Origin of the sequence: Paractinoplanes toevensis, assembly GCF_018332695.1 — a bacterium.
Taxonomy (GTDB): Bacteria; Actinomycetota; Actinomycetes; order Mycobacteriales; family Micromonosporaceae; genus Actinoplanes; species Actinoplanes toevensis.
This window is the reverse complement of record NZ_BOQN01000010.1, coordinates 162329-186770: the sequence shown is the minus strand read 5'-3', so window position 1 is coordinate 186770 and position 24442 is coordinate 162329. Positions and strand designations below refer to the sequence as shown.

The window sequence follows — 24442 nt, the reverse complement described above, 5'->3', positions numbered from 1 at the left end:
GGCCGGGCCGAGGTGGGCCGGCGCGGCCCGGCCGGGGCGCTAGGCGCGTGGCCAGCCGGTGGCGAGCCAGCGGGTCGGCTCGAAGCCGGGCGCCATGGTCAGGTGGGCGGCCAGCTCCGCCCACAGGCACACGTTCTCGCCGACCTGAACCTCGTCGGCGGTGGGTAGCAGGATCGGCTCATTCCGCTCCCAGAGCGCACGCGTGCGCCACCCTCGCTCGCCGGAGTCCACCAACCGCAGCTCGGCCAGGTCCGGTAGCCCGGCCGGGTTCGGCAGCTCGGCCACGCCCGGCACCTCCGCTGGGCCCGGCACCTCCGCTGGGCCCGGCACCTCCGCTTGGTTCGGCACCTCCGCCTGGTTCGGCACCTCCGCCTGGTTCGGCACCTCCGCCTGGTTCGGCACCTCCGCCTGGTTCGGTGGCGTTGGCCGGGCCGGTCGCTCTGCCCCGGCTGGACGGCCGCGCGGGACCGCCGTGTTTGGCGCGCCGGCGGTGTCCGGCTGGGTGGCGGCCTGGCGGGCGTACTCGCGGATGGCCAGGACGCGCTCGGCCCGCGTGACCGCGCGGTGCAGCGGAGTGCCTGGCGGTGCCTGGTACGGCACCGTGCAGCCGTTCTCGTCGCTCGCGTAGCCCATCGGGGTGATCGGCCGTGACGATGCCGCGTAGATCTCCTCCGCCAGCGCGAACAAGCCCTCCAGGTGGTCGCTCCCGTCCGCCGTGACCAGCAGCGTGCCGCGTTCCGGCGCGAACGCCACCGGGACGCCGCCCACCTGCCCAGCGAGCCGCTCGAGCCAGTGCGGCAGCAGCAGATGGGACGTCCAATAGGCGTCACCGTCGTCGACGAACCGCACGACCACCGGCTCGTTCGCGACGCCGTGCAGCACCGCCCCGGACAGGTTCGCCCGGGCCGCCTCGAAGACCTCCTCCGCACTCACCCCCCAACCGGCCGGTTGCTCCGGCCCGACATAGGTCATCGTGTCCGGGCTGTCGACCACCACGAACTCCGACAGAAACGGCAGGACCGGACGCCGCAGCGGTGTCCCGGGCGTGCCGCCGCGCAGCACCGGGCGTAGCAGCGGGCGCGCCTGCACCCAATCCAGCGGCAGCCCGGGCGACCTGACCAGGCCGGCGACGAAACGGTCGACCCGCTCCCGTCGGCGCCCACCCCGCGTGGCCAGCAGCGGGGCGAGCTCCAGAATCGTCGGTGTCTCGTCACCGTCTGCGGTGAAGCGGACCCGGAAACCGCGTGCGTCGTACTTGGCGTCGGCGAACCCCGCCCGGCGTAACCGCCGGATGACCAGGCCGGCCAGTCGTGCCCGGGCAACCCTCCGTAGCAGGCCCACCCGACGCCTCTTCTCTCCCTGAAGGTCGCCGACCTTATCGCACCGGGCCGACAGTTTTCCGCCCCAGGATGATGCTTGCTTCCAGATCCTCGTCGGACCGTAGGTCAGCCTCGAGCCCGGCGGCCCGCACTGCCGTGCCCGCCGCCTCGGCCTGAGCCTCGATGATCTCGGAGAGCATGATCCCACCGGGAGCGAGCCAATCGCGAGCCCCGGCGACCACGGCCCGGAACACGTCGAGCCCGTCGTCGCCACCGTCCAGCGCCGTGTGCGGCTCGTGATCGCGCGCCTCGGCCGGGAGCAGCGGAATGTGCCTGGTCGCGACGTAGGGCACGTTCGCCAGCAGCACGGCGATCCGGCCACGCAGCGTCGAGGGAAGCGCATCGAATAGATCGCCCTGGTAGACGCCGGTGTCCAGGTTGTCCAGCGCGCAGGCGACGGCGACCGGATCGACGTCCGCCGCGTACAGCTCGATCGCCGGCTGCCGGTGCCGGACGGCCAGGCCGAGCGCGCCCGACCCGCAGCAGAGGTCGACCACCACGTCACCGGGCCGAGCCATCTCGGCCGCGACCCGGACCAGGAGCTCACTGCGTACGCGCGGAACGAAGACGCCCGGACGCAGCCGCACCCGGACATCGCAGAAGTCGGCGTAGCCGACGACCTGCTCGAGCGGTTCGCCCAGCGCGCGCCGGTCGACCAGCTCGGCCAACTCGATCCCGTCGGCCGCCGAGGCGGCCAGCACGGCCGCCTCGTCCTCGGCAAAAACGCAGCCTGCGGTGCGTAGCCGCATGATCGCCTCGGCCATCGCCGGAGCCGCTATCCCCGCTGTCACACGCAGTCTCTAGCACAGAAGTGCCGGGCGTGGGAGTTATCCACAGTTCTGGGTTATCCACAGGGCGCCGCGCCTCGGCCCGGCGAAATCCCTAGCGTGCCTGGCGTGCGAGAGGACGACGTCGTAGCGGAAAGGCTGCGGTCGGTCATGGCCGCGACGCCACTTCGGGTACGCGACCAGACCGCCGCCGCCGAGCATGGCCGTTCCCGGACGGCGAGTCCGGCGGTTCCTTCCCGGTACGACTCGGCCCTCGGTGAGCTCGCCGAGGTCGGCGAACCGTTGAACTGGTCGGACATCGTCACCGGCTGGCCGGACGACGTCGACCTCGACCCGGCGCCCGACCCTCCGGAGGACGAGCCGCCGCCGAGGATCGAGCTGGGCGGCACCCCGCGGGTCAGGCTGGGGGCCTCCCCTCGGGTTGAGCTGGGTGGCTCTCCGCAGGCGTCCGCGTCGAAGCTGACCGGCGGCTACCCACCCGGCACACCATGGGCGTCGCCGCCGGGAGCTGTCCCGATCGATCGGCCGTCGCCACCACCCACCACGCCTGAGACGGCGCCCCGCCCGTCGCCGACACCGGCCATACCTCACGCGGCACCTCGTTCTACAGCGCCGGCCGCTTCGCCTCAGGCGTCGGCACCAGGCGCTGTTCCGGTCGACCGAGCGGCGCCGCGGCCCGTTTCGCCGTCGCCGCGCCCGCCGTCCTCGCCGCGCCCGCCGTCGTCGACCGCCTCGGCCTGGGCGGCACCGCCGGGGACGGATCCGATCACTCGTGGGCCGGTCCCGCCCGCCACGCCTCTCGACAGCGCCACCGATCCGTTCCCCAACCACCTCGGAGATCTGATGGATGAGGCCGAGCCGTTCCGGCCCTACCGGGCACCTGCCGTTCGCACGGTCGGCCCGGAGCGGCGTCCCCTGCCGCCGCCCGCGTGGGTTCTGCCCGAGTCGGACGTTCCACCGCTGGACCTGCCGGCCGCCGCTGACCACGCGTGGCCGGTTTCACCTGGCCCGCTCGGCCCGAACAGGTATCCCGACGATGACGAGCCCTCGCTGAGCGCTGCCGGCGCCTTCGGTGGCGATCCGCCGGATGGTGGCCGGCGGTTCGGCCTGGGCGCCTTCGATCCGGGGCGGCGCGGAGTCAAGGCGCTCGCGGTGGTCGCCGTGGTGGTCATCGTGATCGCGGCTTTCCTCGCGTGGCGGGCGCGGCCGAGGGTCGACACCGTCGCGCCGCCGTCGTTCGGCTCGACCGGCTCACAGGCTGAACCGGAGTCGACAGCCGGGCCTGCCAACGGGCCGGCCGGTGGCCCGGCCTCGGGCGGGTCGGGCGCCTCGGCTGCGGAGGTGGTGGTCGCGGTCGGCGGCAAGGTGCGCAAGCCCGGCCTGGTGCGGCTGCCGCCCGGGGCCCGGGTGGCCGATGCGCTGACCGCTGCCGGCGGTGCCGACCCCGGCGTCGACGTCGCGATGCTCAACCTGGCCCGCAAGGTGGTCGACGGCGAGCTGATCCTGGTCGGGGTCACCCCGTCGCCGGGCGTGGTCGTGCCCACCGGCCCGGCCGCCACCGGCGCCGCGGCCCCCGCGGGTGGCCCGGTCAACCTGAACACCGCCACCCTCGCCGAGCTGGACGGCCTGCCGGGCGTCGGCCCGGTGCTGGCGCAGCGCATCCTAGACGCCCGGGACGCGCAGGGCGGCTTCAAGGCGGTGAGCGACCTGCGCAAGGTCGACGGCATCGGCGACGCGCGGTACGAGCAGCTGAAGGACCTGGTGACGGTATGACCGGGGGAGTGCCGGACCTGCGGCTGGCCGGGTTCGCGGTGGCGACCTGGCTGTCGTCGCTGGCCGCGCTCTACCTCTCCGCCCGGTCCGGCATCCTCCTCGGCGCCGCTGCCCTCCTCGGTGCGGCGCTGACGGTCGCCGCCGCCTCCCGGCGGGGCCGGGCGTCCGTCTTCCGCGCGCCCACGCGGACGACCGGGCGCGCAGATCCGGTGTCCCGGTCCGCGGTGGCCGGGGCCCGGTCGGCGGCCTCCGCGTCTTTGTCGCGGGGGCCGGCCCCGGTGGTCCCCGCTCGGCGGAGCGCGGCGGTGGCGGTGCGCTGGATCGGGTTGACGGTGCTGCTCGGCGTGGGGTGCGGGGCGATCGTGACCGGGGCGCGGGTCATGGCCCGGGAATCGGGGCCGCTGGTCGCGCTGGTGCGGGCCGGGGAACCCGTACGCATCGAGGCCGTTGTTCGCGACGATCCGCGTGCCTTGCGCGGATCGCCGGCCAGGCCGCCGACCTACCTGGTGGCGATCGACCTGCGTGCCGTCGGCGCGGAGGAAGCGGCGCCGCTGCGGCTGGAAGCGCGGGCGCTGGTCCTCGGCAGCGACCTGGGTTGGCGGGGTCTGCTGCCCGGCCAGCGGATCGCGGCGCGCGGCAAGCTGATGCCGCCGCGCGGCGGGGACCTGCGAGCGGCCGTGGTCTCGGTGAAGGAGGCGCCGGAGCTGATCGGCCGGCCGTCCTGGGCGCAGCGGGCGGCCGGAGTGCTGCGAGCGGGCCTGCAGCGCGCCTGCGAGCCGCTGCCCGACGACTCCGGTGGGCTTCTGCCCGGTCTGGTCGTCGGTGACACGAGCCGGCTCGACGAGGCGTTGAGTGACGACTTCCGTACGACCGGCATGACCCACTTAATGGCTGTTAGTGGGGCAAACGTGGCAATCATTCTGGGTGTTGTCCTCTTCGCCGTACGTCGGACGCGGGCCGGGCCCGCGGTGCAGGCGGTGGTCTGTGCGGTGGTGCTGGTCGGCTTCGTGATCCTGGCCCGGCCGTCGCCGAGCGTGGTGCGTGCCGCCGCGATGGGCGCGATCGGCCTGGTGGGCCTCGCCTCCGGGCGGCCGAGGGCGGCGCTTCCGGCGCTGGCGGCGGGCGTGGCGGCGCTCATCCTGTACGACCCGGAGCTCGCGGCCGATCCCGGTTTCGCGCTGTCGGTGCTGGCCACCTCCGGCCTGCTCCTGCTGGCGCCGGTGTGGCGGGACGCCCTGCGCCGTCGCGGCTGGCCGGCGGGTGCGGCCGAGGCGCTGGCCGTGCCGGCGGCCGCGCAGGTCGCGTGCGGACCGGTGGTCGCCGGCCTGTCCGGCACGGTCAGCCTGATCGCGGTTCCGGCCAACCTCGTGGTGGTGCCCGCCATCGCACCGGCCACCCTGCTGGGCGTGGGCGCGGCCGTGCTGTCGCCGGTGTGGGCGGACGGCGCTGCGTTCGCGGCCTGGCTCGGGCACTGGCCGGCGAAATGGTTGGTGCTCGTGGCGACCTACGGCGCGCGGGTGCCGTCGGGGGCGCTGCCCTGGCCGGACGGGGTGTGGGGCGCGCTCCTGCTCGGAGCGATCACGGTGGCGGTGCTGTTCGCCACACCTCGGCCGGTGCTCCGGCGACTGGCCGTGGTCATGACGCTGGCCGGAATGCTCGGCGCGATGCCGGTGCGGCTGCTCGCCTCGGGCTGGCCACCGGCCAACTGGATCGTGGTGACCTGCGCGGTCGGGCAGGGCGATGCGGTCGTGCTGCCGGCTGGACCGTCCCGGGCCGTGGTGATCGATGCCGGGCCGGAGGCCGATCCGGTCGACCACTGCCTGCGGCGGCTGGGCGTGCGGCAGGTGGTGCTGTTCGTGGTCAGTCACTTCCACGTCGACCACATCGGTGGGGTGGCCGGGGTGTTCCGTGGGCGACGAGTCGGTGCGGTCGCCGGACCCGACTGGCCCGAGCCGCCGGGCGGGCGAGCTTCGGTGGTGGCGGCGGCCCGGCCGGTGCCGCTGCACGCGATCGGCCCCGGCTGGTCGTACGAGGTGGGCGGACTGCGTCTGACCGTGATCGGGCCGTTCGAACCGCTGCATGGCACCAACTCCGATCCGAACAACAACTCGCTGGTCCTGAGAGCCGAGCTGAACGGCGAGACCGTGCTGCTGCCCGGTGACGCGGAGACCGAGGAGCAGGACGAGCTGCTGCAGCACCTGGGACCGGAGTTGTTGCGGGCCGACGTTCTCAAGGTGTCGCACCACGGAAGCGCTTACCAGTCGCCGGCTTTCGTCGACGCCGTCGACCCGGCGGTGGCCCTCGTGTCGGTGGGGAAGGACAACGACTATGGACATCCGAACGCCGCACTTCTGGCGCGGCTGGCTCGCGGCGGCGCGCGGGTCCTGCGTACGGACGAGTCGGGCGACCTGGCCGCGGTCGCCGCCGGCGACGGCCTGGCCGTGGTCGCCCGGGGTGACCCGCCGGACGGCTGACGGGTCGAAGAGAATGCGGGGGTGGAGCGAGAGACGATCACCGCGGGCGACCTGACGCTGCGGCCGTTCGTGGCCGGTGACATTCCGTGGGTTTACGAGGTGTCGCTCGACCCGGCGGTCCAGCGGTTTCTGGAGATCCCGATCCCGTACCGGATGGCGGACGCCGACTACTTCGTGCGGGAGATGGCGATCGCGGCCTGGGACCAGCGGACCCGGGCCGAGTTCGTGATCGAGGGCGGCGCGGGGGAGCGGCTCGGGCGGGTCGGGCTCAGCCTGGACGGGCGCGGGGCCGGGCAGATCGGGTACTGGCTGGATCCGGCGGCGCGCGGGCGCGGGGTGGCCACGGCGGCGGTGCTGATGCTGTGCGGGTGGGGATTCGAGCGGCTCGGGCTTGCTCTGATCGAGTGGCGGGCCGAGGTGGGCAACGCCGCTTCGCGGCGGGTGGCGGAAAAGGCCGGCTTCCGGATCGAGGCGACGCTGCGGCAGCGTCTGGTGCATCGAGGCGTACGGGTGGACGCGTGGATCGGGTCGATGCTGAGCTCCGAATTGCCGACACGCCCGGGTTAAGCCGATTGGTCGGCATTCGGAGCGGTCGATGGTGGTCGCTGACCGGTCGGCTGCCGGCGCAGACGCTCAGCCTGATCGAGAGACTCTACGGTGCCCGCGACATGGCAGGTCGCCGATATGTCTGCTTTCGCATTCGGTGATCGTCCGTCTGCGCGAAGGAGTGAGGCTCGCGGAAACGTCAGGCCCCCGTGCGACGATGTTGAGCGTGAACACCGCACCTCCCGATCCGTTAGTGCTCGTCCTCGGCGACGAGGAGCTTCTCGCCGCTCGCGCGATCACCTCGACGGTCGATGCGGCCCGGGCAGCCGAGCCCGGCGTCGACGTCCGGGAGTATGAGGGTGGCGCGATCGCGGCCGGCGAGGTCGCCGAGATGTTGAGCCCGTCGCTGTTCGGCGGGCGCCGGGTGCTGGTCATCCGCAGTGGACAGGACGCGCGAAAAGACCTCATCACCGCCCTGCTGGCCTACGCGAAAAATCCCGACCCCGACGTGACGCTGATCGTCGCGCACCTCGGCGGCGCCAAGGGCAAGGCGCTCGCCGACGGGCTGCGTTCGGCCGGCGCGACCGTCATCGCGGCGGCGAAGCTGAAGGGCGATCGGGAGCGCATCGCGTTCGTCCGTGACGAGTTCCGTCGCAACGGCGGCCGGTGCGACGAGGCGGCCGCGTCCGCGCTGCTCGCGTCGGTCGGCAACGACCTCCGGGAGATCGCGGCGGCCTGCTCGCAGCTGCTCGCCGACACCGACGGCAAAATCACCGAGGGCGTGGTGGCGCGCTACTACAAGGGGCGCGCCGAGGTGAGCGGCTTCACCGTGGCCGACGCCGCGATGATCGGTGACGTGCCGGGCGCGCTGGAGGCGCTGCGGTGGGCGCTGCACGTCGGCGTCGATCCGGTGCCGATCGCCGACGCGATCGCCGACGGGGTCCGCACGGTCGCCAAGGTCGCCGCGGCCGGCCGGGGCAATCCCTACCAATTGGCCAGTTCGCTCGGCATGCCGGCCTGGAAGATCCAGCGAGCGCAGGAGCGCAGCCGCGGCTGGACGCCCGAGGGCCTGGTCGACGCGATGCGGGCGGCCGCCGACTGCAACGCCGCGGTCAAGGGCGGCGCTGAGGACCGCGGTTACGCCCTGGAGCGGGCCGTCTTCGCCGTCGTCGCGGCTCGCCGTACAGGTGGGGCGCGATGAGGGCGAGCCGGCCCGAGACGGCCCCCCGCCCGCTGTATGCCCGGCTGCTCCGGCTGCGCCACGTCGCGCCCAGTGGCTTCCTCTGTTTCGTCTTCCTCGAGGGTGCGGTCGCCCTCGGCATCCTGCTGGCCCTGGCCGAGCTGGTGAGCTGGTGGGGCGTCCTGGTTCTGCCGCTCACCGTCGCCGTGATGGTCAAGCTCAACGACACTATCGCCGGCGCGCTGAGCCGCCCGGCGCCCTCGTCGGCGGCCGGCTTTCCACAGGCTTCCCCGTCCCTGCGCCCCGCGACGGTGACCGGTCCCGCCGCCTTGGGCGCCCTCGACGCGGCGGCCAGCCGCGCCACCCCGGCCGACCTGGCCGGACAGTCCACCACCCGCCTCCCCGGCGTCATCAACCGGGACCAGGGCCCACCGATCATGCGTCCGTGGGCCGAGGAAGCGGAGGCCCACCAGCAGCGAGTCCGCCAGTCCGCCAGCCGCCGCTACGAATAGCCGGCTCCGCCGCTGGAGTGCGCTGGGCCGCAGCTCAGGCTGACTGCCGTTGCCGGCGCCTTCTCCGGCGAGACCGGGCCTGTTCGTTGACGAGCAGCTCGCAGGTCTATCAGCTGCCGCTGTTGATGTCGGCTGAGGCTGCGGCTTGTCGGCGTCGCCCCGGCGATCGGTCTGCGGGTCAGGGCGCCTGGCGGGCAAGGCGCCTGGCGGGCAAGGCGCCTGGCGGGCAAGGGCGTCGAGCAAGCGTTGTCGCGGACGAGGTCTGAGCGGGGGCGCGTGGCGGGCAAGAGTTTCGGCCAGCGGCACGCGTTGTTTCGGGCGAGCGCTGGCGTGGCGCCAGGGCCGGTAAGGGGCGCGCTGTTTGGGAGTAGGACGGGGCAGGGCGCCCGGCGGGCGGGGTATGTGGGCGCGGAGCGGCCATGGGGTTGCCACTCACGCAGAATGAAGGGCCCGGGCCGGCGTAGCTGGGCCCCGGCCCGGCCTCGGCGGGAGCAGCGGTCCGTACCACCCACTCAGGCACGACATCAGGCTCTTGATTTTGATTTTGGGCCGGAAACGACTCGGGCACCGGCGCGGACGAGTGGTCCGGCGGTGCCCGGGTGTGGTCGATGACCGGCTCGCGCTGCGAGCATGGCGCGGCGGCTTCCGTGCTGCCGCGCCCCTGACAGGGGTCAGGCAGACAGCGAGGCGATCCGCTTGGCGATGGCCGACTTGCGGTTCGCCGCCTGGTTCTTGTGGATGACACCCTTGCTGGCAGCCTTGTCCAGCTGACGCGAGGCGTCACGCAGCAGCGTGGTGGCCGACTCGACGTTGCCCGCCTCGCTCGCCTCGTTGAGCTTGCGAATCACGGTCTTCAGCGACGACTTGACCGACTTGTTGCGCAGCCGGGCCTTTTCGTTCTGCCGGTTGCGCTTGATCTGGGACTTGATGTTCGCCACGCGACAGCCTTGTCCTGACTAGTGTTCGGGAAACGGTCTCTAGCGGTGGTGGCTGATGCAGCGAACAGCGGCGCGTCACCACACGCGATGAGCCAGACTACCAGGGTCGTGTCGGCCCACCAAAACCGCTACCAGCCGCGACGCTCTGCCAGCCAGGTCAGAGCCTGTTCGCCGCTGAAGCGTTGGTGCTGCCGACTGTGCGGGGAAGCGCTGCTGGGGCCGCCGTCGGCGCGGATCAGCCAGTACCCCGACAGGGCGGCCAGCGCGCCGTCCACGCCCTCGGCCGGCGGGTCCCACGGGGCCAGGTAGGCGTCGGCGTCCAGGCCGCTGGCGAAGGCGCTGATCAGCAGCGTGATCGTGTCGAACCAGGGTGCGCCCAGGCAGGGCCAGGTCCAGTCGCAGAGTCGGGCCTCGCCGGTGCGGTCGATCAGGACGTTGTCTATCCGGAGGTCGCCGTGCAACATTCCGGAGCCTTTGACCAGGTCGGGGAGGGCTTGTTCGAGGTCGGCCAATTCGAGCAGATGGGCGGGGGCGACGGTGTTTCGCGCGGTGTGCGGCATTGGCTCGCGGCCCGCTGCTATCTCCGACCACCCGGACATTTCCGCCCGGATGATCTCGGCCAGCGGCGGCAGGCCGGGGGTGGTGGGGGTGGCCAGCGCCGCGGCGGCGGTCGACCAGGCCGCGAGCGTGGCCTGCAGTTCGGCCGGCTGCCACGGCAGGGCGGGGACGTGGCCGTCGATCGCTTCCAGGCATAGGACGAAATAGCCGGAATGTTCCATGGTCCAACGCGGGCGGGCGGCGTTGATCTCGGCGGGTAGGGCGGCGGTGATCGCGGCCTCGCGGGCGTACCACTCCGAGTTCGGGTCGCGTAGCGGCGCGGCCTTCACGAAGACCTTCTCGCCCTCAGCCGTGCTGAGCAGGGCGGCGAAGGCCCTGGTGAAGCCTCCGCCGGCGCTGCGCGCCTCGGCGATCGGCGCGCCCAGCCGGGCCGCGATCGCTTTCCGCAGGCTTTTCGGCAGGTCGGGCCACTGCGGGCGGACGGCGGTAGCGCCGTACGGGACATCGGGGAGTGAAATCGGCCGCACCCGACCATCCTGCCGTCCCGATTTTTGTCGTACCCGACTGGCAGGATCCTCGCCATGAGAACCGACGATTTCTGGGCGGTCATCAGCCGCGCGACCGCCGACCGGCCCGCCTCGCCGGCCGAGGTGGCCAAGCGGGCCGCTGCCGACCTCGCCACCCGTGACCCGGAGGAGATCGTCGCCTGGGCTCGCCACCTCGACAAGGTGATGGTCGCCTCCGGCACGGAGGACCTATGGGCGGCGGCCTATGTGATCCACGGCGGGTGTTCCGAGGATGGGTTCGACAACTTCCGCGGCTGGCTGATCGCGCACGGACGGGAGACCGTTGCGCGTGCCGTCAAGTCGCCCGATGCGCTGGCCGATCTGCCGGCCGTGCGCGCCGCCGCCGAGACCGGTGCCGTCTTCGAGGCGGAAGAGGTGCTGTCCATCGCGGCCGAGGCCTATCAGCAGGCGACCGGGTCCGAGCTGCCGGCCGGGGAGACGCCGGCGACCCGGCCCGACGCCGCCGATCTGTGGGATTTCGACAACGAGGAGGAGATGCAGAAGCGGCTGCCGCGTTTGTCCGCTCTGTTCCTCGAGCCGCCGGACTGACGGCGAAACCGGGTCGCGATGACGGTGGCGGTTCGCCGAGACTCGGGGCATGGAGGCTCAGCAGGGGACGGTGGCGGCGGTCAGTTGTAACGACACGTATGCGTTCACCAAGCCGGTTCGGGACGAGATCGTTCTGATCGCGGGGGTCGGCGTGAAGGGTGACGTGCACGCCGGGGTCTATGTGAAACACCGGGGGCGGGTGCGTAACGATCCGACGCAGCCGAACTTCCGGCAGGTGCATCTGATTCAGCAGGAGCTGTTCGGCGAGGTCGGCGAGAAGGGGTACGACGTCGCGGCCGGCGACCTGGGGGAGAACGTGACCACCAGCGGCCTCGACCTGATCAGGCTGCCGGTGGGGACGATCCTGCGCTTCGGGCCAGCCGGGGGAGTTGCCGGAGCTGCCGGAGCGGGCGGTGCCGCGGCTGCCGGAGCGGGGGCCGCCGGGGCGAAGGCCGGCGGAGCGATGGCCGCTGGGGCCGCTGAGCAGACGCTGGCGTGGCCGCGCGACCGAGGGGCTGGGGTCACCGGGCAAGCGACGGCTTCGCGCGCCGACGGGGGCGCTGAGGCCGCGGGGGAGCCGGTGGGTGCCGCAGCGGACGGGCAGGCCGGGGTCGTAGGGCCGCTGGCGGCGGTCCTTGAGGTCGCCGCGGCCGCGCGGCTGGACCAGGAGACGGCTCGGTCGGCGGTCGCGGTCGCCGCGGCGGCCGCGCGGGAGCTGGCGCGGGAGCGGGAGCTGGCGCGGGAGCGGGACCAGGCGCGGGAGCGGGACCAGGCGCGGGAGCGGGACCAGGCCCTCGGGCAGGCGTCGGATCGGGAGCACGATTCGCGGCCGGCGGTCGTGGTGGCTGGGCTGCGGAATCCGTGTGCGCAGATCAACGGGTTCCGGGACGGGCTGCTCAAAGAGGTCATCGAGAAGGACGCGAGCGGCAACGTCGTGCGCAAGGCCGGCGTCATGGCGGTGGTGCTGCGGGGCGGGGTCATCCGGCCCGGTGACGTGGTCACCGTCGAGCTGCCGCCGCTGCCGCACGCACCGCTGGAGCGGGTGTGAGCGGGGCTCCCGCGCGGGCGTGGGACGATAGAACCCGCCGGCGGTCTGCCGGTGGACCTGGACGGCCGGCCCGGCGTGTCTCGCGCCTGCTCCGCCGGTGTCAGTCGAAGCTTGAGAAGAACGGACGAACGTGCCTGGACCGCTCGATCCCGCTGTGAACGTGATCGGGGCTACCGACCCGAGTCGCATCCGCAACTTCTGCATCATCGCCCACATCGACCACGGCAAGTCGACGCTGGCCGACCGGATGCTGCAGATCACCGGGGTGGTCGACCCGCGGCAGATGCGGGCTCAGTACCTCGACCGCATGGACATCGAGCGGGAACGCGGCATCACCATCAAGTCGCAGGCCGTTCGGATGCCGTGGGTGGTGCGTGAAGGGGACCGGCAGGGTGACACCGCGGTCCTCAACATGATCGACACCCCGGGGCACGTCGACTTCACCTATGAGGTCTCGCGCAGCCTCGCCGCCTGCGAGGGTGCCGTGCTGCTGGTCGACGCGGCGCAGGGCATCGAGGCGCAGACGCTGGCGAACCTCTATCTGGCGATGGAGAACGACCTGCGCATCATCCCGGTGCTCAACAAGATCGACCTGCCCGCCGCGCAGCCCGAGAAGTACGCCGAGGAACTGGCGAAGCTGATCGGGGTCGAGCCGGAGTCGGTGCTGCGGGTGTCCGGCAAGACCGGCGTCGGCGTCGCGCACCTGCTCGACGAGATCGTCCGGGAGTTCAAGGCGCCGGTCGGCGACGCCCAGGCGCCGGCCCGCGCGATGATTTTCGACTCGGTGTATGACGTCTATCGCGGCGTGGTCACCTACGTCCGGGTCATCGACGGGCGGATCGAGGCCCGCGACCGGATCAAGATGATGTCCACCGGTGCGGTGCACGAGTTGCTCGAGATCGGTGTCGTCTCGCCCGAGATGGAGAAGGCGGGCGCACTCGGCGTCGGCGAGGTGGGCTACCTGATCACCGGCGTGAAGGACGTTCGCCAGTCCAAGGTCGGCGACACCGTCACCGGCAATGTCCGGTCCGCCACCGAGCCGCTGGGCGGCTACAAGGAACCCAAGCCGATGGTCTACTCGGGTCTCTACCCGATCGACGGCTCGGACTACCCGGCCCTGCGGGACGCGCTCGACAAGCTCAAGCTCAACGACGCCGCCCTGGTCTACGAGCCGGAGACGTCGCTGGCGCTCGGTTTCGGGTTCCGCGTCGGCTACCTCGGCCTGCTCCACCTGGAGATCATCGGCGAGCGGCTGGAGCGCGAGTTCAACCTGGACCTGATCTCCACCGCGCCGAACGTGGTCTACCGGGTCTACACCGAGGACGCCGAGGAGCGGGTCGTCACCAACCCGAGCGAGTTCCCGGACGGCAAGATCGCGGAGATCCACGAACCTGTGGTGCGGGCGACCGTGCTGGTGCCGAATGAGTTCGTGGGCGCGGTCATGGAGCTGTGCCAGTCGCGGCGCGGCACCCTGCTCGGCATGGAGTACCTGTCCGCCGAACGGGTGGAACTGCGCTACACGCTGCCGCTCGCCGAGATCATTTTCGACTTCTTCGACCAGCTGAAGAGCAAGACCAAGGGGTACGCGTCACTCGACTACGAGCCCTCCGGCGAGCAGGTCGCCGAACTGGTCAAGGTGGACATCCTGCTGCACGGTGAGCCGGTCGACGCGTTCAGCGCGATCGTGCACAAGGACAAGGCTTACAACTACGGCGTCACCATCGCCTCCAAGCTGCAGAAACTCATTCCGCGGCAGCAGTTCGAGGTGCCCATCCAGGCGGCCATCGGCAGCCGGATCATCGCTCGCGAGACGATCCGCGCGATCCGCAAGGACGTCCTCGCCAAGTGCTACGGCGGTGACATCACCCGTAAGCGCAAACTGCTCGAGAAGCAGAAGGAGGGCAAGAAGCGGATGAAGATGGTCGGCCGCGTGGAAGTGCCGCAGGAAGCCTTCATCGCCGCCCTGTCGACATCCGACTCCGGGGACTCCAAGGGAGCAAACAAGAAATAAGTCGGTTTGGTTTCTCCGATGGCCGGGAAATCTGGGGCTCGACGGACGCAACAAGAGCTTGATCCCCCTGGAGGAACCCCATGACTGTCACCGGCATCATCACCGCCCTCATCGTCGGCCTCATCATCGGCGCGCTGGGCCGCCTGGTCGTACCCGGCAAGCAGAACATCCCGATCTGGCTGACCCTGGTCATCGGTGTGGTGGCCGCGCTGCTCGGCACCGTGATCGCCCGGGCGATCGGCGTTGCCGACACCAAGGGCTTCGACTGGACCGAGCTGCTCTTCCAGATCGTTCTGGCCGCCATCGGTGTCGCCCTGGTCGCCGGCGTCGGCAGCCGTCGCCGCATCACCCGATAACCGTTCCGCCAGCGCAGACGCGGTATCACCCAGCGACGCCGCGGGATGAAATGAAGCGCCGGACCTGCAGAGGTCCGGCGCTTCACCATGTGCGGGAAGAAATCTAGTAGCGGAATTTGTGCTGGGCACTGCGACGGTTGACCCAGGCCGGCAGTTCATCGACGTGGTCGCGGTGCGGGTGCTGCTCCTGCGGGTCGCGCCCATCGGTCACGTTGCGCATGGTGACCACGTAACCCTGGACCAGGCGGTCCTCGCGCAGGTCCCGATAGGTGGCTTCGACGAGGATCTGGGTCTCGTCGGAACGGAGCAGCGCGCAGAACAGCTTGCCGTCCCCGTTCGACTGGAACGCCCGGCGGACCGGGCTCTGGTCGTCGGGGTGCACCAGGTCGGTGAGGGTGGCCAGCGGCGACAGCTCCTGGCCGAGCAGCTTGCGCACGGCCGGGCTGGCGTACCGGATGCGCTGGTCCTCGTCGATCACCAGCATGAGTTCGGCGGTGTTGCTGATCACAGTGCGCAGGTACTGGTCGCTGTCGCGGCGGCCGACCGCCTCGACCAGCATGATCCGGTCGAGTGCCATGGCGGCCTGACCGGCGAGCACCTCCAGCGCGTCGTGGGTCACGGCCAGCACCTCGCGGCGGGCGGTCACGATCAGGGCGCCGCCGCTCGGGCGAGCCACGGCCATCGGTTCCAGCCACAGCGGGCAGATCAGGGTGCCGTCGTCGCCGTCCTCGTTGACCAGCCAGCTGCGCCGGCCCGGACCGGCCCCGGTCGGCTCGGTGGACAGGCCGGACTCGACGAGCTCGTGGTTGTCGGTGGCGAAGAGCACCGAGGTGGCGGGTAGCAACTGGCCGACCGCGGCGTGCACGGCTTCCTCCACCGCGTGCTGGTCGGCGGCGGCGACCAGGGCGCCGCTGGCGATGCGCAGCGCTCGCTCACGGGCCGCGGCCCGGCTGTTCTGCGAGATCGAGTCGGCCAGCCGGGTGATGGTGAGCAGCAGCGTGAGGCCGCCGACCACCGCGATCACCACGCCGTCGCGCACTCCGCCGTTCAGCGCCTCGATCAGCAGCACGGTCGGCGGGGTCGCCACCGACGCACACAGCAGCACCGCCCAGTGGCCGCGCCACTGGGTCGGGCTCGGCGGCATCGGCTCGGTAAGCCTCTTCATCGACGGGTGCAGCGCGGCCAGGCCCCACGCCAGGTAGAGGACGACGTAGCCGGCCTCGCTGATCGGGCCCTCCGCGAGCGGGTAGATGATGTCGCTGGCCAGCATGCCGACCGAGCCGGCCAGCAGCAGGCTCGCGGACACGTTGCGGCCGGCCGCCAGGACCAGCCGGACGGCGACCGCGACCAGGACCAGGTCGCCGATCACGTCGGCGGCCGAGATCTTGCCGATGTTTCCCTGGTCGCCGATCAGGAAGACCCACACGACCAGCAGCGTGGTGCAGGAGGCGGCGAGCAGGTCGATCAGCCGGGCCCGGTCACCCAGCAGCGAACCGACCCGGGTGAACTGCACCAGCGCGGCCGCGACCAGCAGGAACATCGCAAGATAGAAGGCCTCGGCGGTGCCCTCGGCGTCGATCGCGTAGAAAATGTCGCCGATGGCCAGGCCGGCGATCGCCCCCGCGAGCAAAATCCACGGGCCGACGCGCGCGGGCTTGTGCCACCGGACGCCGACCATGATCGACAGACAGCTCGCGGCACCCAGCAGAATCCATTCGATCGCCCTCGACACGTCCTACTTAGTACCAGGGCGGTAGCTGTCTGTCCATGCGTCTGTATACGCTGAGCGATCGCTCAGTGGAATCGACGAACATCACACAGAGCCACCGGCCGGGACGACAATTTTCATGTCGCAGAGCAACGAACTCGGACGTCAGCTGAACACCTGAGCGATCACCTGGCGCTCGTCGACGCCACCGTCCGCAGTCACCTTCTGCCACTTGCCATCCGGCGCGTGCCACTCCAGATCGGCGAAACGTACCCGTTCGAGGCCGGTGGCCGAGGCGTGCGACACCAGCCAATGTGCGTACCGCCAGCCCGTACTCGGATCGGAGACGGCGACCGTGAGCCCGGCCGCCTGGGTGGCCGCCGGGGTTTTCGCCAGGCCCTTGCCCCAGTCCAGCTTGAGGCCCTTCATCAGGGCGGCCGCGGCGGCGGCGCCGCGCAGCACCGGCGAACCGGACACCGTGCAGGCCACCGCGCCGGTCGCCCGGCCGGTCAGGGCGCGGGCGAGCACCGCCGACTCGTCCGCCCATTTCTCGTACGCGTTCGGGTAGGCCGAGCGCTGCACCTTCTGCGCCGCGTCGGTGACCCGCATCTTCTGGTAGCCCTTGACCTTCTTGAGGGCCGTGTAGAACTTGTCCGCCGCGTACCTCGGGTCCTTGATCTTCTCGACCGTGCCCCAGCCCTGGCTGGGGCGCTGCTGGAACAGCCCGACCGAGTCGCGGTCGCCGTCGTCGAGGTTTTCCAGCTTGGACTCCTGCAGCGCGGTGGCCAGCGCGATCACGACGGCCCGCTCGGGCATGCCACGCCGGATGCCGACCGCGGTGATGGTCGCCGCGTTGGCCATCTGCACCGAGTCGAGGGTGACCTCGCCGTCGGCCCGCACGGTGCACTCGGGCCCGAGGCTCGGCAGCTTGATGTCGCTGGGCAGGTTGTGCACCACGGCCACCACGCCCAGTGCGCCGACCAGTGCGAGCAGCACGATCACCACACCTGGTGTCCTGCGCACCCACACCTCCTCGACACGCCCCGCGACCGGGGCTCAGGCAACAAGAGTAGTCAACGACCGCATCGGCCGGCCGTCACTGCTGCGGGACCCAGGACGCCGGGCGTTTCTCCCGGAATGCAGTAACTCCCTCCCGGCCTTCGGCCGATCGGAAATAACCCCCGGATCGCTCGGCCAGGCCGGCCAGTTCGGCGCGGATGGAGGCTTCCGGCGTACGCCGTAGCAGCTGTTTGGTTCCGGCCAGCGCGAGCGGCCCACCCTGCACCAGCGCGGTGCAGTAGCCGGCGATCGCGGCGTCCAGGCCGTCGGCCGGCACAGCGGCCGTGACCAGTCCGATCTCCGCCGCCCGCGCCCCGTCGAAGACGTTGCCGGTGAGATAGAGCTCGGTGGCCGCCCGGGGGGTCAGCCGGGGCAGGACGGTGGCGCTGATCACCGCAGGGATCACGCCCAGGCGCACCTCGGTGAACGCGAACGTCGCCTCGCGGGCGCAGACCGCGATGTCGGCCGCCGCGATCAGGCCCAGACCGCCGGCCCGGGCCGGCCCGCCCACCCGGGCCACCACCGGCTTGGGGAACTCCCAGAGCGCGGCCAGCACGTCGGCCAGTTTCTCGGCAGGCACCCGGCCGGCCCCGCGGGCCTCGGCGGTCTCCTTGAGGTCGGCGCCGGAACAGAAGACCGGGCCGGTGTGGGAGAGCACCACGACGCGCACCGACGGGTCGGTCAGCGCGGTGGACAGGGCGTCCAGCAGCTGCGTCATCAGGGGCGTGGAGAGGGCGTTGCGGTTGGCGGGGCTGTCCAGGGTCAAGGTGGTCACCCCGGCGGCTGTGGCGGAACGGACCAGATCCATGGCGGGAACCCTATCGGTGCACACTTGACCGATGGCCGGTGCACTTCCCGATGGTGATCCCGTTCCGCTGGACGGGTCGCTCCCGCACGCCGCCGCGGCGGCGGCCGGTCGGAACGGCTTCGCGGTCTATGTCCACGTTCCGTTCTGTGCGAGTCGATGTGGGTATTGCGACTTCAACACCTATACCGCTGCCGAACTGGGCGGAGGGGCCAGTCGCGACGAATACGCCGACACGGTACTGCGTGAGCTGAGTCTTGCTCAGAAAACCATAAACCCCGAAAAAGTGGACACGGTGTTCATCGGTGGCGGCACTCCTACGCTGCTCGGCGCCGATGATCTCGGCCGGATCCTCGAAGGCATCGACAAGACCTGGGGGCTGGCCGGCGACGCCGAGATCACCACCGAGGCCAACCCGGAGTCGGTGACCCCCGAGTATCTGCGCGCGCTGCGCCACCACGGTTTCACCCGGATCAGCCTGGGCATGCAGTCGGCCAGCCCCACGGTGCTGCGGATCCTGGACCGCAAGCACACCGCCGGCCGCGCGCCCGAGGCCGCCCGGGAGGCCCGCGAGGCCGGCTTCGAGCACGTCAACCTCGACCTCATCTACGGCACTCCGGGCGAGACGGCCGACGACTTCGCCGCCTCGCTGCGAACCGTGATCGAGGCGGGCGCCGACCACGTCAGCGCGTACGCCCTGATCGTCGAGGACGGCACCCGGATGGCCGTCCGGATGCGCCGCGGCGAGATCCCGTACCCCTCCGACGACGTCGCCGCCGACCGGTACCTGGCCGCCGAGGCGGCCCTGACCGAGGCCGGTTTCGAGTGGTACGAAGTGTCCAACTGGGCCAAGGGAGCGGACGCCCGCTGCCGGCACAACCTGCTCTACTGGACCGGCGCCGACTGGTGGGGTCTCGGGCCGGGCGCGCACAGCCACGTCGGCGGGGTGCGCTGGTGGAACGTCAAGCATCCGACGGCGTACGCGAAAAGGCTGGCCGACGGTCATTCGCCGGGCCACGCCCGGGAGATCCTCTCCGACGAGGACCGCCGGGTCGAGGACATCATGCTGCGGGTGCGCCTGCGCGAGGGCATCCCGCTGGCCGGCCTGGACGCGGCCGGCGCGAAACAGGCCCTCGCCGACGGCCTGCTGGAGCCGGGGGCGTACGCGGAGGGGCAACTGGCGCTGACCCTCCGGGGCCGCCTGCTGGCCGACGCCGTCATCCGCGACGTCGTATGAGGGCGCCGGGCCCCCGACCCGGCGCTTGAGGAACAACCGCTACTTGATGATCGAAACCGTCATCGGGTAGTTGTACGGCTCGTTGTTGCTGGCCTTCACGCCGGCGATGACGCCGAACACGATCCCGATGATCATCGCGGCGAAACCGACGAAGATGCCGATGACGATGCAGGACAGGATCCAGCCGACGAGCGCGATGATCGACCAGAGGATCTGGAAGTTCAGCGCCTTGACGGCCTCGGCCCGCACCTGGGGCGACTGCGGGCCGCGAGCCAGCAGGGCGACCAGGGGTGCGATCCATCCCGCGCAACCGCCACCGAGGAAGGCGCCGGCCGCGCCCCCGAAGTGCGCGACCAGGATCCAGGTGCGGTCGTCGCCGGCGACGCTGCCGCCGGCCGGAGCGCCGTACCCGTACTGCTGCGGGGGCGGGTTGTATCCGCCGGGCGGCGGACCGTAACCGCCGCTGGGCGGCGGAGCGTATCCACCGTTGGGCGGCGGGGGAGTGGGCCCGCCGGACGAAGGAGGCGGTACCGAACCGGAGGTCGGGTCGTTACCGGCATATGGGTTGAATGGCGCGGTGGGGTCGTTCTGATTACCTTCACCGGGCGGGCGAGGCGGTTCTGTCATGGCTGACACCGTAGGACCGCAGCTCAACCGGGTACAGAGCGACATGCACTCAGATGTCGATGAATAGACAGGACCACTCGATCATCGCGCTGCCGCCTGCGGCGACGTAGACTGGCACTCTGTCGCCAGGAGTGCCAGCGCGAGAGTTGCCGGGAGAGTCGGCGCGAGACGAGGGAGGGGTCACAGTGAGTCTGGATGACCGCAAGCTCGAAGTGCTGCGGGCAATCGTCGAGGACTATGTCGAGACGCAGGAGCCGGTCGGCAGCAAATCACTGGTCGAGCGCCACCAGCTCGGCGTCTCCCCGGCCACGGTGCGTAACGACATGGCCGTGCTGGAGGAGGAGGGTTACATCCGGCAGCCGCACACCAGTGCCGGCCGGGTGCCCACCGACGCCGGCTACCGGTTGTTCGTCGACCGCCTCTCCCGGGTCAAGCCGCTCAGTCCGGCCGAGCGCCGGGCGATCGAGCGGTTCCTGATCGGCGCCGTCGACCTCGACGACGTGGTGCACCGCACGGTCCGGCTGCTCGCCCAGCTGACCCGCCAGGTCGCGGTGGTGCAATATCCGTCGCTGGCCCGCTCCTCGGTGCGCCATCTGGAACTTGTCCCTATCTCCACCACCCGCATCATGCTGGTGATGATCGCCGACACCGGCCGGGTCGAGCAGCGCCTGGTCGAGCTCCCGGGCCCGGCCACCGCCGACGACGTGATGGAGCTGCGCCGCAAGGCCAACGAGAAACTCGCCGGTCAGCGGCTCTCCGACACCCCGCCGCTGGTGGCGGCCCTGGTCGACGAGTGCGCGCCGGACCGCCGCGGCACGATGGCCTGCCTGGCCAGCGTGCTGCTGGAAACCCTCGTCGAGCGCAGCGAGGAACGCCTCATGCTCGCCGGAACGGCGAACTTGACTCGGGGAGGTGTGCTGGACTTCCAGGGCACACTTCGTCCCGTGCTCGAGGCCCTCGAGGAGGAGGTCATCCTGCTCAAGCTCATCGGCGACCTGGAACCGAGCAAGACCCGGGTGCGCATCGGCGACGAGAACGAGATCGACAACCTGCGTTCGACCTCGGTGGTCAGCACCGGCTACGGGCCGGGCGCGACTATCGTCGGTGGGCTCGGCGTGCTCGGCCCCACCCGGATGGACTACCCCGGCACCATTGCCACGGTGCGAGCGGTGGCACGCTACGTGGGCGATCTGCTGGCACAGAATTGACGACGGAACCGCGCTGACATTGAGGACTCCAAACCCCGTGGCCAAGGATTACTACGGCATTCTCGGCGTGAGCCGGGAGGCGACCGACGACGAGATCAAGCGCGCCTACCGCAAGCTGGCTCGTCAGTACCACCCCGACGTCAATCCGGACCCGGAAGCGCACGAGAAGTTCAAGGACATCAACGCGGCGTACGAGGTTCTGTCCGACGACCAGAAGCGGCAGATCGTCGACCTCGGGGGTGACCCGCTCGCGCCCGGCGGCGGGGTCGGTCCCGGCGGTCCCGGTGGCGGTCCGGGCGGCCCGTTCGTGGGCTTCCAGGACATCATGGACGCGTTCTTCGGCACGGCGGCCGGCGGCGGCAACCGAGGTCCACGACCGCGCACCCGCCCCGGCGCCGACGCGATCCTGCGCCTCGAACTCGACCTGGTGGAGACCGCGTTCGGGGTCGAGGCACCGATCACCGTCGATACCGCGGTCCTGTGCACCCAGTGTTCCGGCGCCGGCACCGCGCCCGGCACCCACCTGGCCACCTGCGAGACCTGCGGCGGCCGGGGCGAGGTGCAGAGCGTGCAGCGCACGTTCCTCGGCCAGGTCGTCTCGTCCCGCCCCTGCTCCACCTGCCAGGGCCACGGCACCGTGATCCCGCACCCCTGCCCGACCTGCGCCGGCGACGGCCGGGTGCGCACCCGCCGCTCACTCACCGTGAAGATCCCGGCGGGCGTCGAGGACGGCATGCGCATCCGCCTGGCCCAGCAGGGCGAGGTCGGCCCGGGCGGCGGCACCGCCGGTGACCTCTACGTGGAGATCAGCGAGCGGCCGCACGACGTCTACTCACGCAAGGGCGACGACCTGCACTGCCGGGTCACCCTGCCGATGACCGCGGCCGCGCTCGGCACCCGCCTGACGATCAAGACGCTGGACAGCGAGGAAGCGATCGAGGTCAAGGCCGGCACGCAACCCGCCAGCACGCTGCGCATCCGCGGCAAGGGCGTGCCGCACCTGCGCGGCCAAGGCCGCGGCGACCTCTTCGTGCACCTCGACGTGAAGACGCCCACCAAGCTGACCGCGGAGCAGGAACGCATGCTGCGCGATTTCGCGAAGACCCGCGGCGAGGACGTGGCCGAGCTGAGCAAGCAGGGCGGCTTCTTCAGCCGCATGCGAGACGCCTTCAACGGCCATTAAATTCAGATCGAGTTCGTCGGACGTGACGGCCCGGAGTGGCACGGACCTGCTCCCGCCGAGGCCGGGCCGGGGCCCAGCTTCGCCGGCCCTGGCCCTTCATTCTGCGTGAGTGGGAAAACCCGGCAACGCGAACGCCGCCGGTGAGCCGCACTGCTTGGTGCGGCTCACCGGCGGCGTCCGTCAGCGGGCCCGGCTCTGTTTTCTGGTCAGCGGTCGGCGAGGGTGCGGCCGGCGTGGGCGGCGGCTTCGTGCGCGGCCTTCTTGAGCAGGTCGGCGGCGTCCCGGAGCGACTCCATCGCTGGGCTGACGTGGGCCAGGGTCAGTTCCCGCTCGACGAGGGTGAGGTCGGCGCCCCACACGTCCTCGACGATCCGCCGGATGTACGAGGTGTTGTGGTCCCAGCCCTCGCGCGGGGTGCCGGGGCTGTAGCCGCCGCCTCGGGTGGTCACCACGAGGGCGGGCTTGCCGTCGAGCAACCGCTCGCCGTTGGGGCCGCCGGCCAGGACGAGGTCGATCCAGATCTTGGCGTGCTGGGAGACGCCCCAGTTGTAGAGCGGCAGGGCCAGGATGACGGCCTCGGCGTTGCGGACCTCGTTGTTGAGCTGCTGGGCCAGCGCCACGGCGGCCTGCTGGTGCTCGTTGCGCTGATCCTCGGGCGTGAAGCTGCCGCCGATGGCGTTCTGCCAGGCGTCCGCGGGCAGCGGCTCGGCGCCGAGGTGGCGACGGACGAACTCGGTGCCCGGGCGGACCGCGAGCCACTCGGCCTCGGCCACGTCGGCAAGCTCGGAGCTGGCCGAGTTGGGCCCCTGGATGCTGGCGTCGATACGCAGAACGGTCACGGTTCTCCCTAGGTGGAGCTATTGAATGTTCAACTCGATAGTGCCACGGTTCGTGTTGAATGTTCAAGTCGCTTGGGTGGGTTACAGTTCGGTCTGTGAACAGCGCCACCCCGCCACCGGACCCCGACGAGGTCCCCTGGTTGTCGAGCGAAGAGCTTGCCGCCTGGATTTCTCTGACCGGCATGCTCATGACGCTGCCCGGAGCCATCGACGCGCAGCTCAAGCGCGACTCCGGTCTGAACTTCTTCGAGTACTCGATCCTGGTCTCGCTGGAGCGTCCCGAAGATCACAAGGTGCGGATGAGCGTGCTCGCGATGATGGCCGGCGGCTCGATGTCCCGGCTGTCGCACGCGGTGAGCCGCCTGGAGAAACAGGGCTGGGTGCGCCGCGTGGCCTCCGACGGCGAGCCGCGCTGCATCTCGGCCGAGCTGACCGAGGAGGGCCTGGCCGCGCTGGTCGCGGCGGCCCCCGGTCACGTGCGCGAGGCCCGCCGCCTGGTCTTCGATCCGCTGACCGCAACCCAGGTCAAGCAGATGCAGCGGATCTGCCGCGAGATCGTCGGCGTCACCGATCCGGCCTCGGCCGCGACGATCGACGAGATAAGCCGGCGGGTCGAGGGGTGAAAGCGGCCTGGCTCGGCCTGCTGAAACACTCGCTGAACCGCGTCACGGTCCCGCTGGCCCGCTCCGGCCGGGGCCCGTTCGCCCTGGTCCGGCACGTCGGCCGGCGCTCCGGCCGACCCTACGAGACTCCGCTGCTGCTGGCCCGCCTCGGCGACGACTTCGTGGCCGAGCTGACCTACGGCCCCGACGTCGACTGGTACCGCAACGTCGTCGCCGCAGGTCACTGCCAGGTCATCACGGGCGGCATCGTGCACGAGATCGACCGCATCGAGATCCTGCCGGCTGACGACGGCCTGCGGGCGTTCGGAAACCCCGCGGCCGTCGTCCTGCGCCTGCTACGGCGCCGCGACTTCCGCCTGCTGCACGTCGCGACGACTCAGTCGGGCATGCCGTAACGCGCATCGCGCACGCTCAGTTACGCACGCCGTAGCGCGCATTGCGCACGCCGTAGCGCCCATCGCGCACGCTCAGTTGC

23 protein-coding genes are annotated in these 24442 nt (G+C 71.3%); 14 read left to right on the top strand and 9 right to left on the bottom strand.

Features of this window, described 5'->3' with window-relative positions; all coding sequences use genetic code 11:
* Window positions 1-39: 39 nt before the first annotated feature.
* Together Ato02nite_RS04380 and Ato02nite_RS04375 are read right to left on the bottom strand one after the other, a co-directional pair.
* Entirely contained in the window at window positions 40-1341 is a 1302-nt protein-coding gene (locus tag Ato02nite_RS04380) for a DUF1444 domain-containing protein (RefSeq protein ID WP_213005037.1), read from the bottom strand.
* 34 nt (window positions 1342-1375) lie between these two features.
* Window positions 1376-2128: a putative protein N(5)-glutamine methyltransferase gene (locus Ato02nite_RS04375; protein WP_246606068.1), complete on the bottom strand. Its 753-nt coding sequence runs from the start codon at window positions 2126-2128 to the stop codon at window positions 1376-1378.
* A gap of 954 nt (window positions 2129-3082) precedes the next feature.
* On the opposite strand from Ato02nite_RS04375, the gene Ato02nite_RS04370 reads away from it, so the two are divergent.
* The 5 genes from Ato02nite_RS04370 (at window position 3083) to Ato02nite_RS51310 (ending at window position 8652) form a co-directional block, all read left to right on the top strand.
* Window positions 3083-3940, top strand: a complete 858-nt coding sequence (locus Ato02nite_RS04370) for a ComEA family DNA-binding protein (RefSeq protein ID WP_438873010.1) — start codon at window positions 3083-3085, stop codon at window positions 3938-3940.
* Complete coding sequence (locus tag Ato02nite_RS04365; RefSeq protein WP_246606060.1) at window positions 3937-6414, top strand: ComEC/Rec2 family competence protein; 2478 nt, start codon at window positions 3937-3939, stop codon at window positions 6412-6414. Before Ato02nite_RS04370 ends, Ato02nite_RS04365 begins: the two co-directional genes overlap by 4 nt.
* Before the next feature lie 21 nt (window positions 6415-6435).
* Entirely contained in the window at window positions 6436-6981 is a 546-nt protein-coding gene (locus Ato02nite_RS04360) for a GNAT family N-acetyltransferase (RefSeq protein WP_213005036.1), read from the top strand.
* A 196-nt stretch (window positions 6982-7177) separates the two neighbouring features.
* Complete coding sequence (holA, locus tag Ato02nite_RS04355; RefSeq protein ID WP_213005035.1) at window positions 7178-8161, top strand: DNA polymerase III subunit delta; 984 nt, start codon at window positions 7178-7180, stop codon at window positions 8159-8161.
* Entirely contained in the window at window positions 8158-8652 is a 495-nt protein-coding gene (locus Ato02nite_RS51310; RefSeq protein ID WP_246606059.1) for a hypothetical protein, read from the top strand. Before holA ends, Ato02nite_RS51310 begins: the two co-directional genes overlap by 4 nt.
* Window positions 8653-9323: 671 nt before the next feature.
* Here the strand turns inward: Ato02nite_RS51310 and rpsT are convergent.
* Entirely contained in the window at window positions 9324-9590 is a 267-nt protein-coding gene (gene rpsT / locus Ato02nite_RS04345) for a 30S ribosomal protein S20 (RefSeq protein ID WP_213005034.1), read from the bottom strand.
* A 128-nt stretch (window positions 9591-9718) separates the two neighbouring features.
* On the bottom strand, window positions 9719-10675 hold the full coding sequence (locus Ato02nite_RS04340) for a phosphotransferase family protein (protein ID WP_213005033.1): 957 nt from the start codon (window positions 10673-10675) through the stop codon (window positions 9719-9721).
* Window positions 10676-10729: 54 nt separating this feature from the next.
* Between Ato02nite_RS04340 and Ato02nite_RS04335 the strand changes: the two genes are divergently transcribed.
* From Ato02nite_RS04335 to Ato02nite_RS04320, 4 genes are all read left to right on the top strand, one after another.
* On the top strand, window positions 10730-11263 hold the full coding sequence (locus tag Ato02nite_RS04335; protein ID WP_213005032.1) for a DUF4240 domain-containing protein: 534 nt from the start codon (window positions 10730-10732) through the stop codon (window positions 11261-11263).
* Between the two features lie 49 nt (window positions 11264-11312).
* The gene (locus tag Ato02nite_RS04330) at window positions 11313-12311 is read left to right on the top strand and encodes a transcription elongation factor (protein WP_213005031.1); all 999 of its coding nucleotides are present in this window, start codon (window positions 11313-11315) and stop codon (window positions 12309-12311) included.
* 130 nt (window positions 12312-12441) lie between these two features.
* Entirely contained in the window at window positions 12442-14322 is a 1881-nt protein-coding gene (lepA, locus tag Ato02nite_RS04325) for a translation elongation factor 4 (protein ID WP_213005030.1), read from the top strand.
* An 80-nt stretch (window positions 14323-14402) separates the two neighbouring features.
* A complete protein-coding gene (locus Ato02nite_RS04320) occupies window positions 14403-14678 on the top strand; it encodes a GlsB/YeaQ/YmgE family stress response membrane protein (RefSeq protein WP_213005029.1) in 276 nt (91 codons plus the stop codon).
* A gap of 103 nt (window positions 14679-14781) precedes the next feature.
* On the opposite strand, the gene Ato02nite_RS04315 is transcribed toward Ato02nite_RS04320, so the two are convergent.
* The 3 genes from Ato02nite_RS04315 to Ato02nite_RS04305 all read right to left on the bottom strand — a co-directional run bounded on the left by Ato02nite_RS04315 (window position 14782) and on the right by Ato02nite_RS04305 (window position 18253).
* A complete protein-coding gene (locus tag Ato02nite_RS04315) occupies window positions 14782-16410 on the bottom strand; it encodes a PAS domain-containing protein (protein WP_213005028.1) in 1629 nt (542 codons plus the stop codon).
* 141 nt (window positions 16411-16551) lie between these two features.
* Complete coding sequence (locus Ato02nite_RS04310; RefSeq protein ID WP_213005027.1) at window positions 16552-17415, bottom strand: hypothetical protein; 864 nt, start codon at window positions 17413-17415, stop codon at window positions 16552-16554.
* Window positions 17416-17482: 67 nt separating this feature from the next.
* Entirely contained in the window at window positions 17483-18253 is a 771-nt protein-coding gene (locus Ato02nite_RS04305; RefSeq protein ID WP_213005026.1) for an enoyl-CoA hydratase-related protein, read from the bottom strand.
* Between the two features lie 31 nt (window positions 18254-18284).
* On the opposite strand from Ato02nite_RS04305, the gene hemW reads away from it, so the two are divergent.
* Window positions 18285-19487, top strand: coding sequence for a radical SAM family heme chaperone HemW (gene hemW, locus Ato02nite_RS04300; RefSeq protein ID WP_213005025.1), 1203 nt, complete (start codon window positions 18285-18287; stop codon window positions 19485-19487).
* A 39-nt stretch (window positions 19488-19526) separates the two neighbouring features.
* Here hemW and Ato02nite_RS04295 read toward each other — a convergent pair whose 3' ends face one another.
* Window positions 19527-20114 carry a DUF4870 domain-containing protein gene (locus Ato02nite_RS04295; protein ID WP_213005024.1) on the bottom strand — a complete coding sequence of 196 codons (588 nt, stop codon included), beginning with the start codon at window positions 20112-20114 and terminating at the stop codon, window positions 19527-19529.
* A 185-nt stretch (window positions 20115-20299) separates the two neighbouring features.
* On the opposite strand from Ato02nite_RS04295, the gene hrcA reads away from it, so the two are divergent.
* Window positions 20300-21322, top strand: coding sequence for a heat-inducible transcriptional repressor HrcA (gene hrcA / locus Ato02nite_RS04290; RefSeq protein WP_213005023.1), 1023 nt, complete (start codon window positions 20300-20302; stop codon window positions 21320-21322).
* Window positions 21323-21359: 37 nt separating this feature from the next.
* Window positions 21360-22505: a molecular chaperone DnaJ gene (dnaJ, locus tag Ato02nite_RS04285; RefSeq protein WP_213005022.1), complete on the top strand. Its 1146-nt coding sequence runs from the start codon at window positions 21360-21362 to the stop codon at window positions 22503-22505.
* A 206-nt stretch (window positions 22506-22711) separates the two neighbouring features.
* Here the strand turns inward: dnaJ and Ato02nite_RS04280 are convergent, their stop codons facing one another.
* The gene (locus Ato02nite_RS04280) at window positions 22712-23344 is read right to left on the bottom strand and encodes an FMN-dependent NADH-azoreductase (protein ID WP_213005021.1); all 633 of its coding nucleotides are present in this window, start codon (window positions 23342-23344) and stop codon (window positions 22712-22714) included.
* A 95-nt stretch (window positions 23345-23439) separates the two neighbouring features.
* Here Ato02nite_RS04280 and Ato02nite_RS04275 point away from each other — a divergent pair, with 95 nt between their 5' ends.
* Together Ato02nite_RS04275 and Ato02nite_RS04270 are read left to right on the top strand one after the other, a co-directional pair.
* Window positions 23440-23967 carry a MarR family winged helix-turn-helix transcriptional regulator gene (locus Ato02nite_RS04275; RefSeq protein WP_246606058.1) on the top strand — a complete coding sequence of 176 codons (528 nt, stop codon included), beginning with the start codon at window positions 23440-23442 and terminating at the stop codon, window positions 23965-23967.
* Complete coding sequence (locus Ato02nite_RS04270; protein WP_246606057.1) at window positions 23964-24362, top strand: nitroreductase family deazaflavin-dependent oxidoreductase; 399 nt, start codon at window positions 23964-23966, stop codon at window positions 24360-24362. The genes Ato02nite_RS04275 and Ato02nite_RS04270 overlap by 4 nt, the downstream gene beginning before the upstream one ends.
* Window positions 24363-24442: the final 80 nt, after the last annotated feature.

What these genes read in the sequence shown, in the direction of transcription:
- Ato02nite_RS04375 (WP_246606068.1), bottom strand. Translation starts at nt 2,128, where the DNA reads ATGCGGCTACGCACCGCAGGCTGCGTTTTTGCCGAGGACGAGGCGGCC.
- Ato02nite_RS04365 (WP_246606060.1), top strand. Translation starts at nt 3,937, where the DNA reads ATGACCGGGGGAGTGCCGGACCTGCGGCTGGCCGGGTTCGCGGTGGCG.
- holA (WP_213005035.1), top strand. Translation starts at nt 7,178, where the DNA reads ATGTTGAGCGTGAACACCGCACCTCCCGATCCGTTAGTGCTCGTCCTC.
- Ato02nite_RS51310 (WP_246606059.1), top strand. Translation starts at nt 8,158, where the DNA reads ATGAGGGCGAGCCGGCCCGAGACGGCCCCCCGCCCGCTGTATGCCCGG.
- Ato02nite_RS04335 (WP_213005032.1), top strand. Translation starts at nt 10,730, where the DNA reads ATGAGAACCGACGATTTCTGGGCGGTCATCAGCCGCGCGACCGCCGAC.
- Ato02nite_RS04330 (WP_213005031.1), top strand. Translation starts at nt 11,313, where the DNA reads ATGGAGGCTCAGCAGGGGACGGTGGCGGCGGTCAGTTGTAACGACACG.
- Ato02nite_RS04320 (WP_213005029.1), top strand. Translation starts at nt 14,403, where the DNA reads ATGACTGTCACCGGCATCATCACCGCCCTCATCGTCGGCCTCATCATC.
- Ato02nite_RS04305 (WP_213005026.1), bottom strand. Translation starts at nt 18,253, where the DNA reads ATGGATCTGGTCCGTTCCGCCACAGCCGCCGGGGTGACCACCTTGACC.
- hemW (WP_213005025.1), top strand. Translation starts at nt 18,285, where the DNA reads ATGGCCGGTGCACTTCCCGATGGTGATCCCGTTCCGCTGGACGGGTCG.
- Ato02nite_RS04295 (WP_213005024.1), bottom strand. Translation starts at nt 20,114, where the DNA reads ATGACAGAACCGCCTCGCCCGCCCGGTGAAGGTAATCAGAACGACCCC.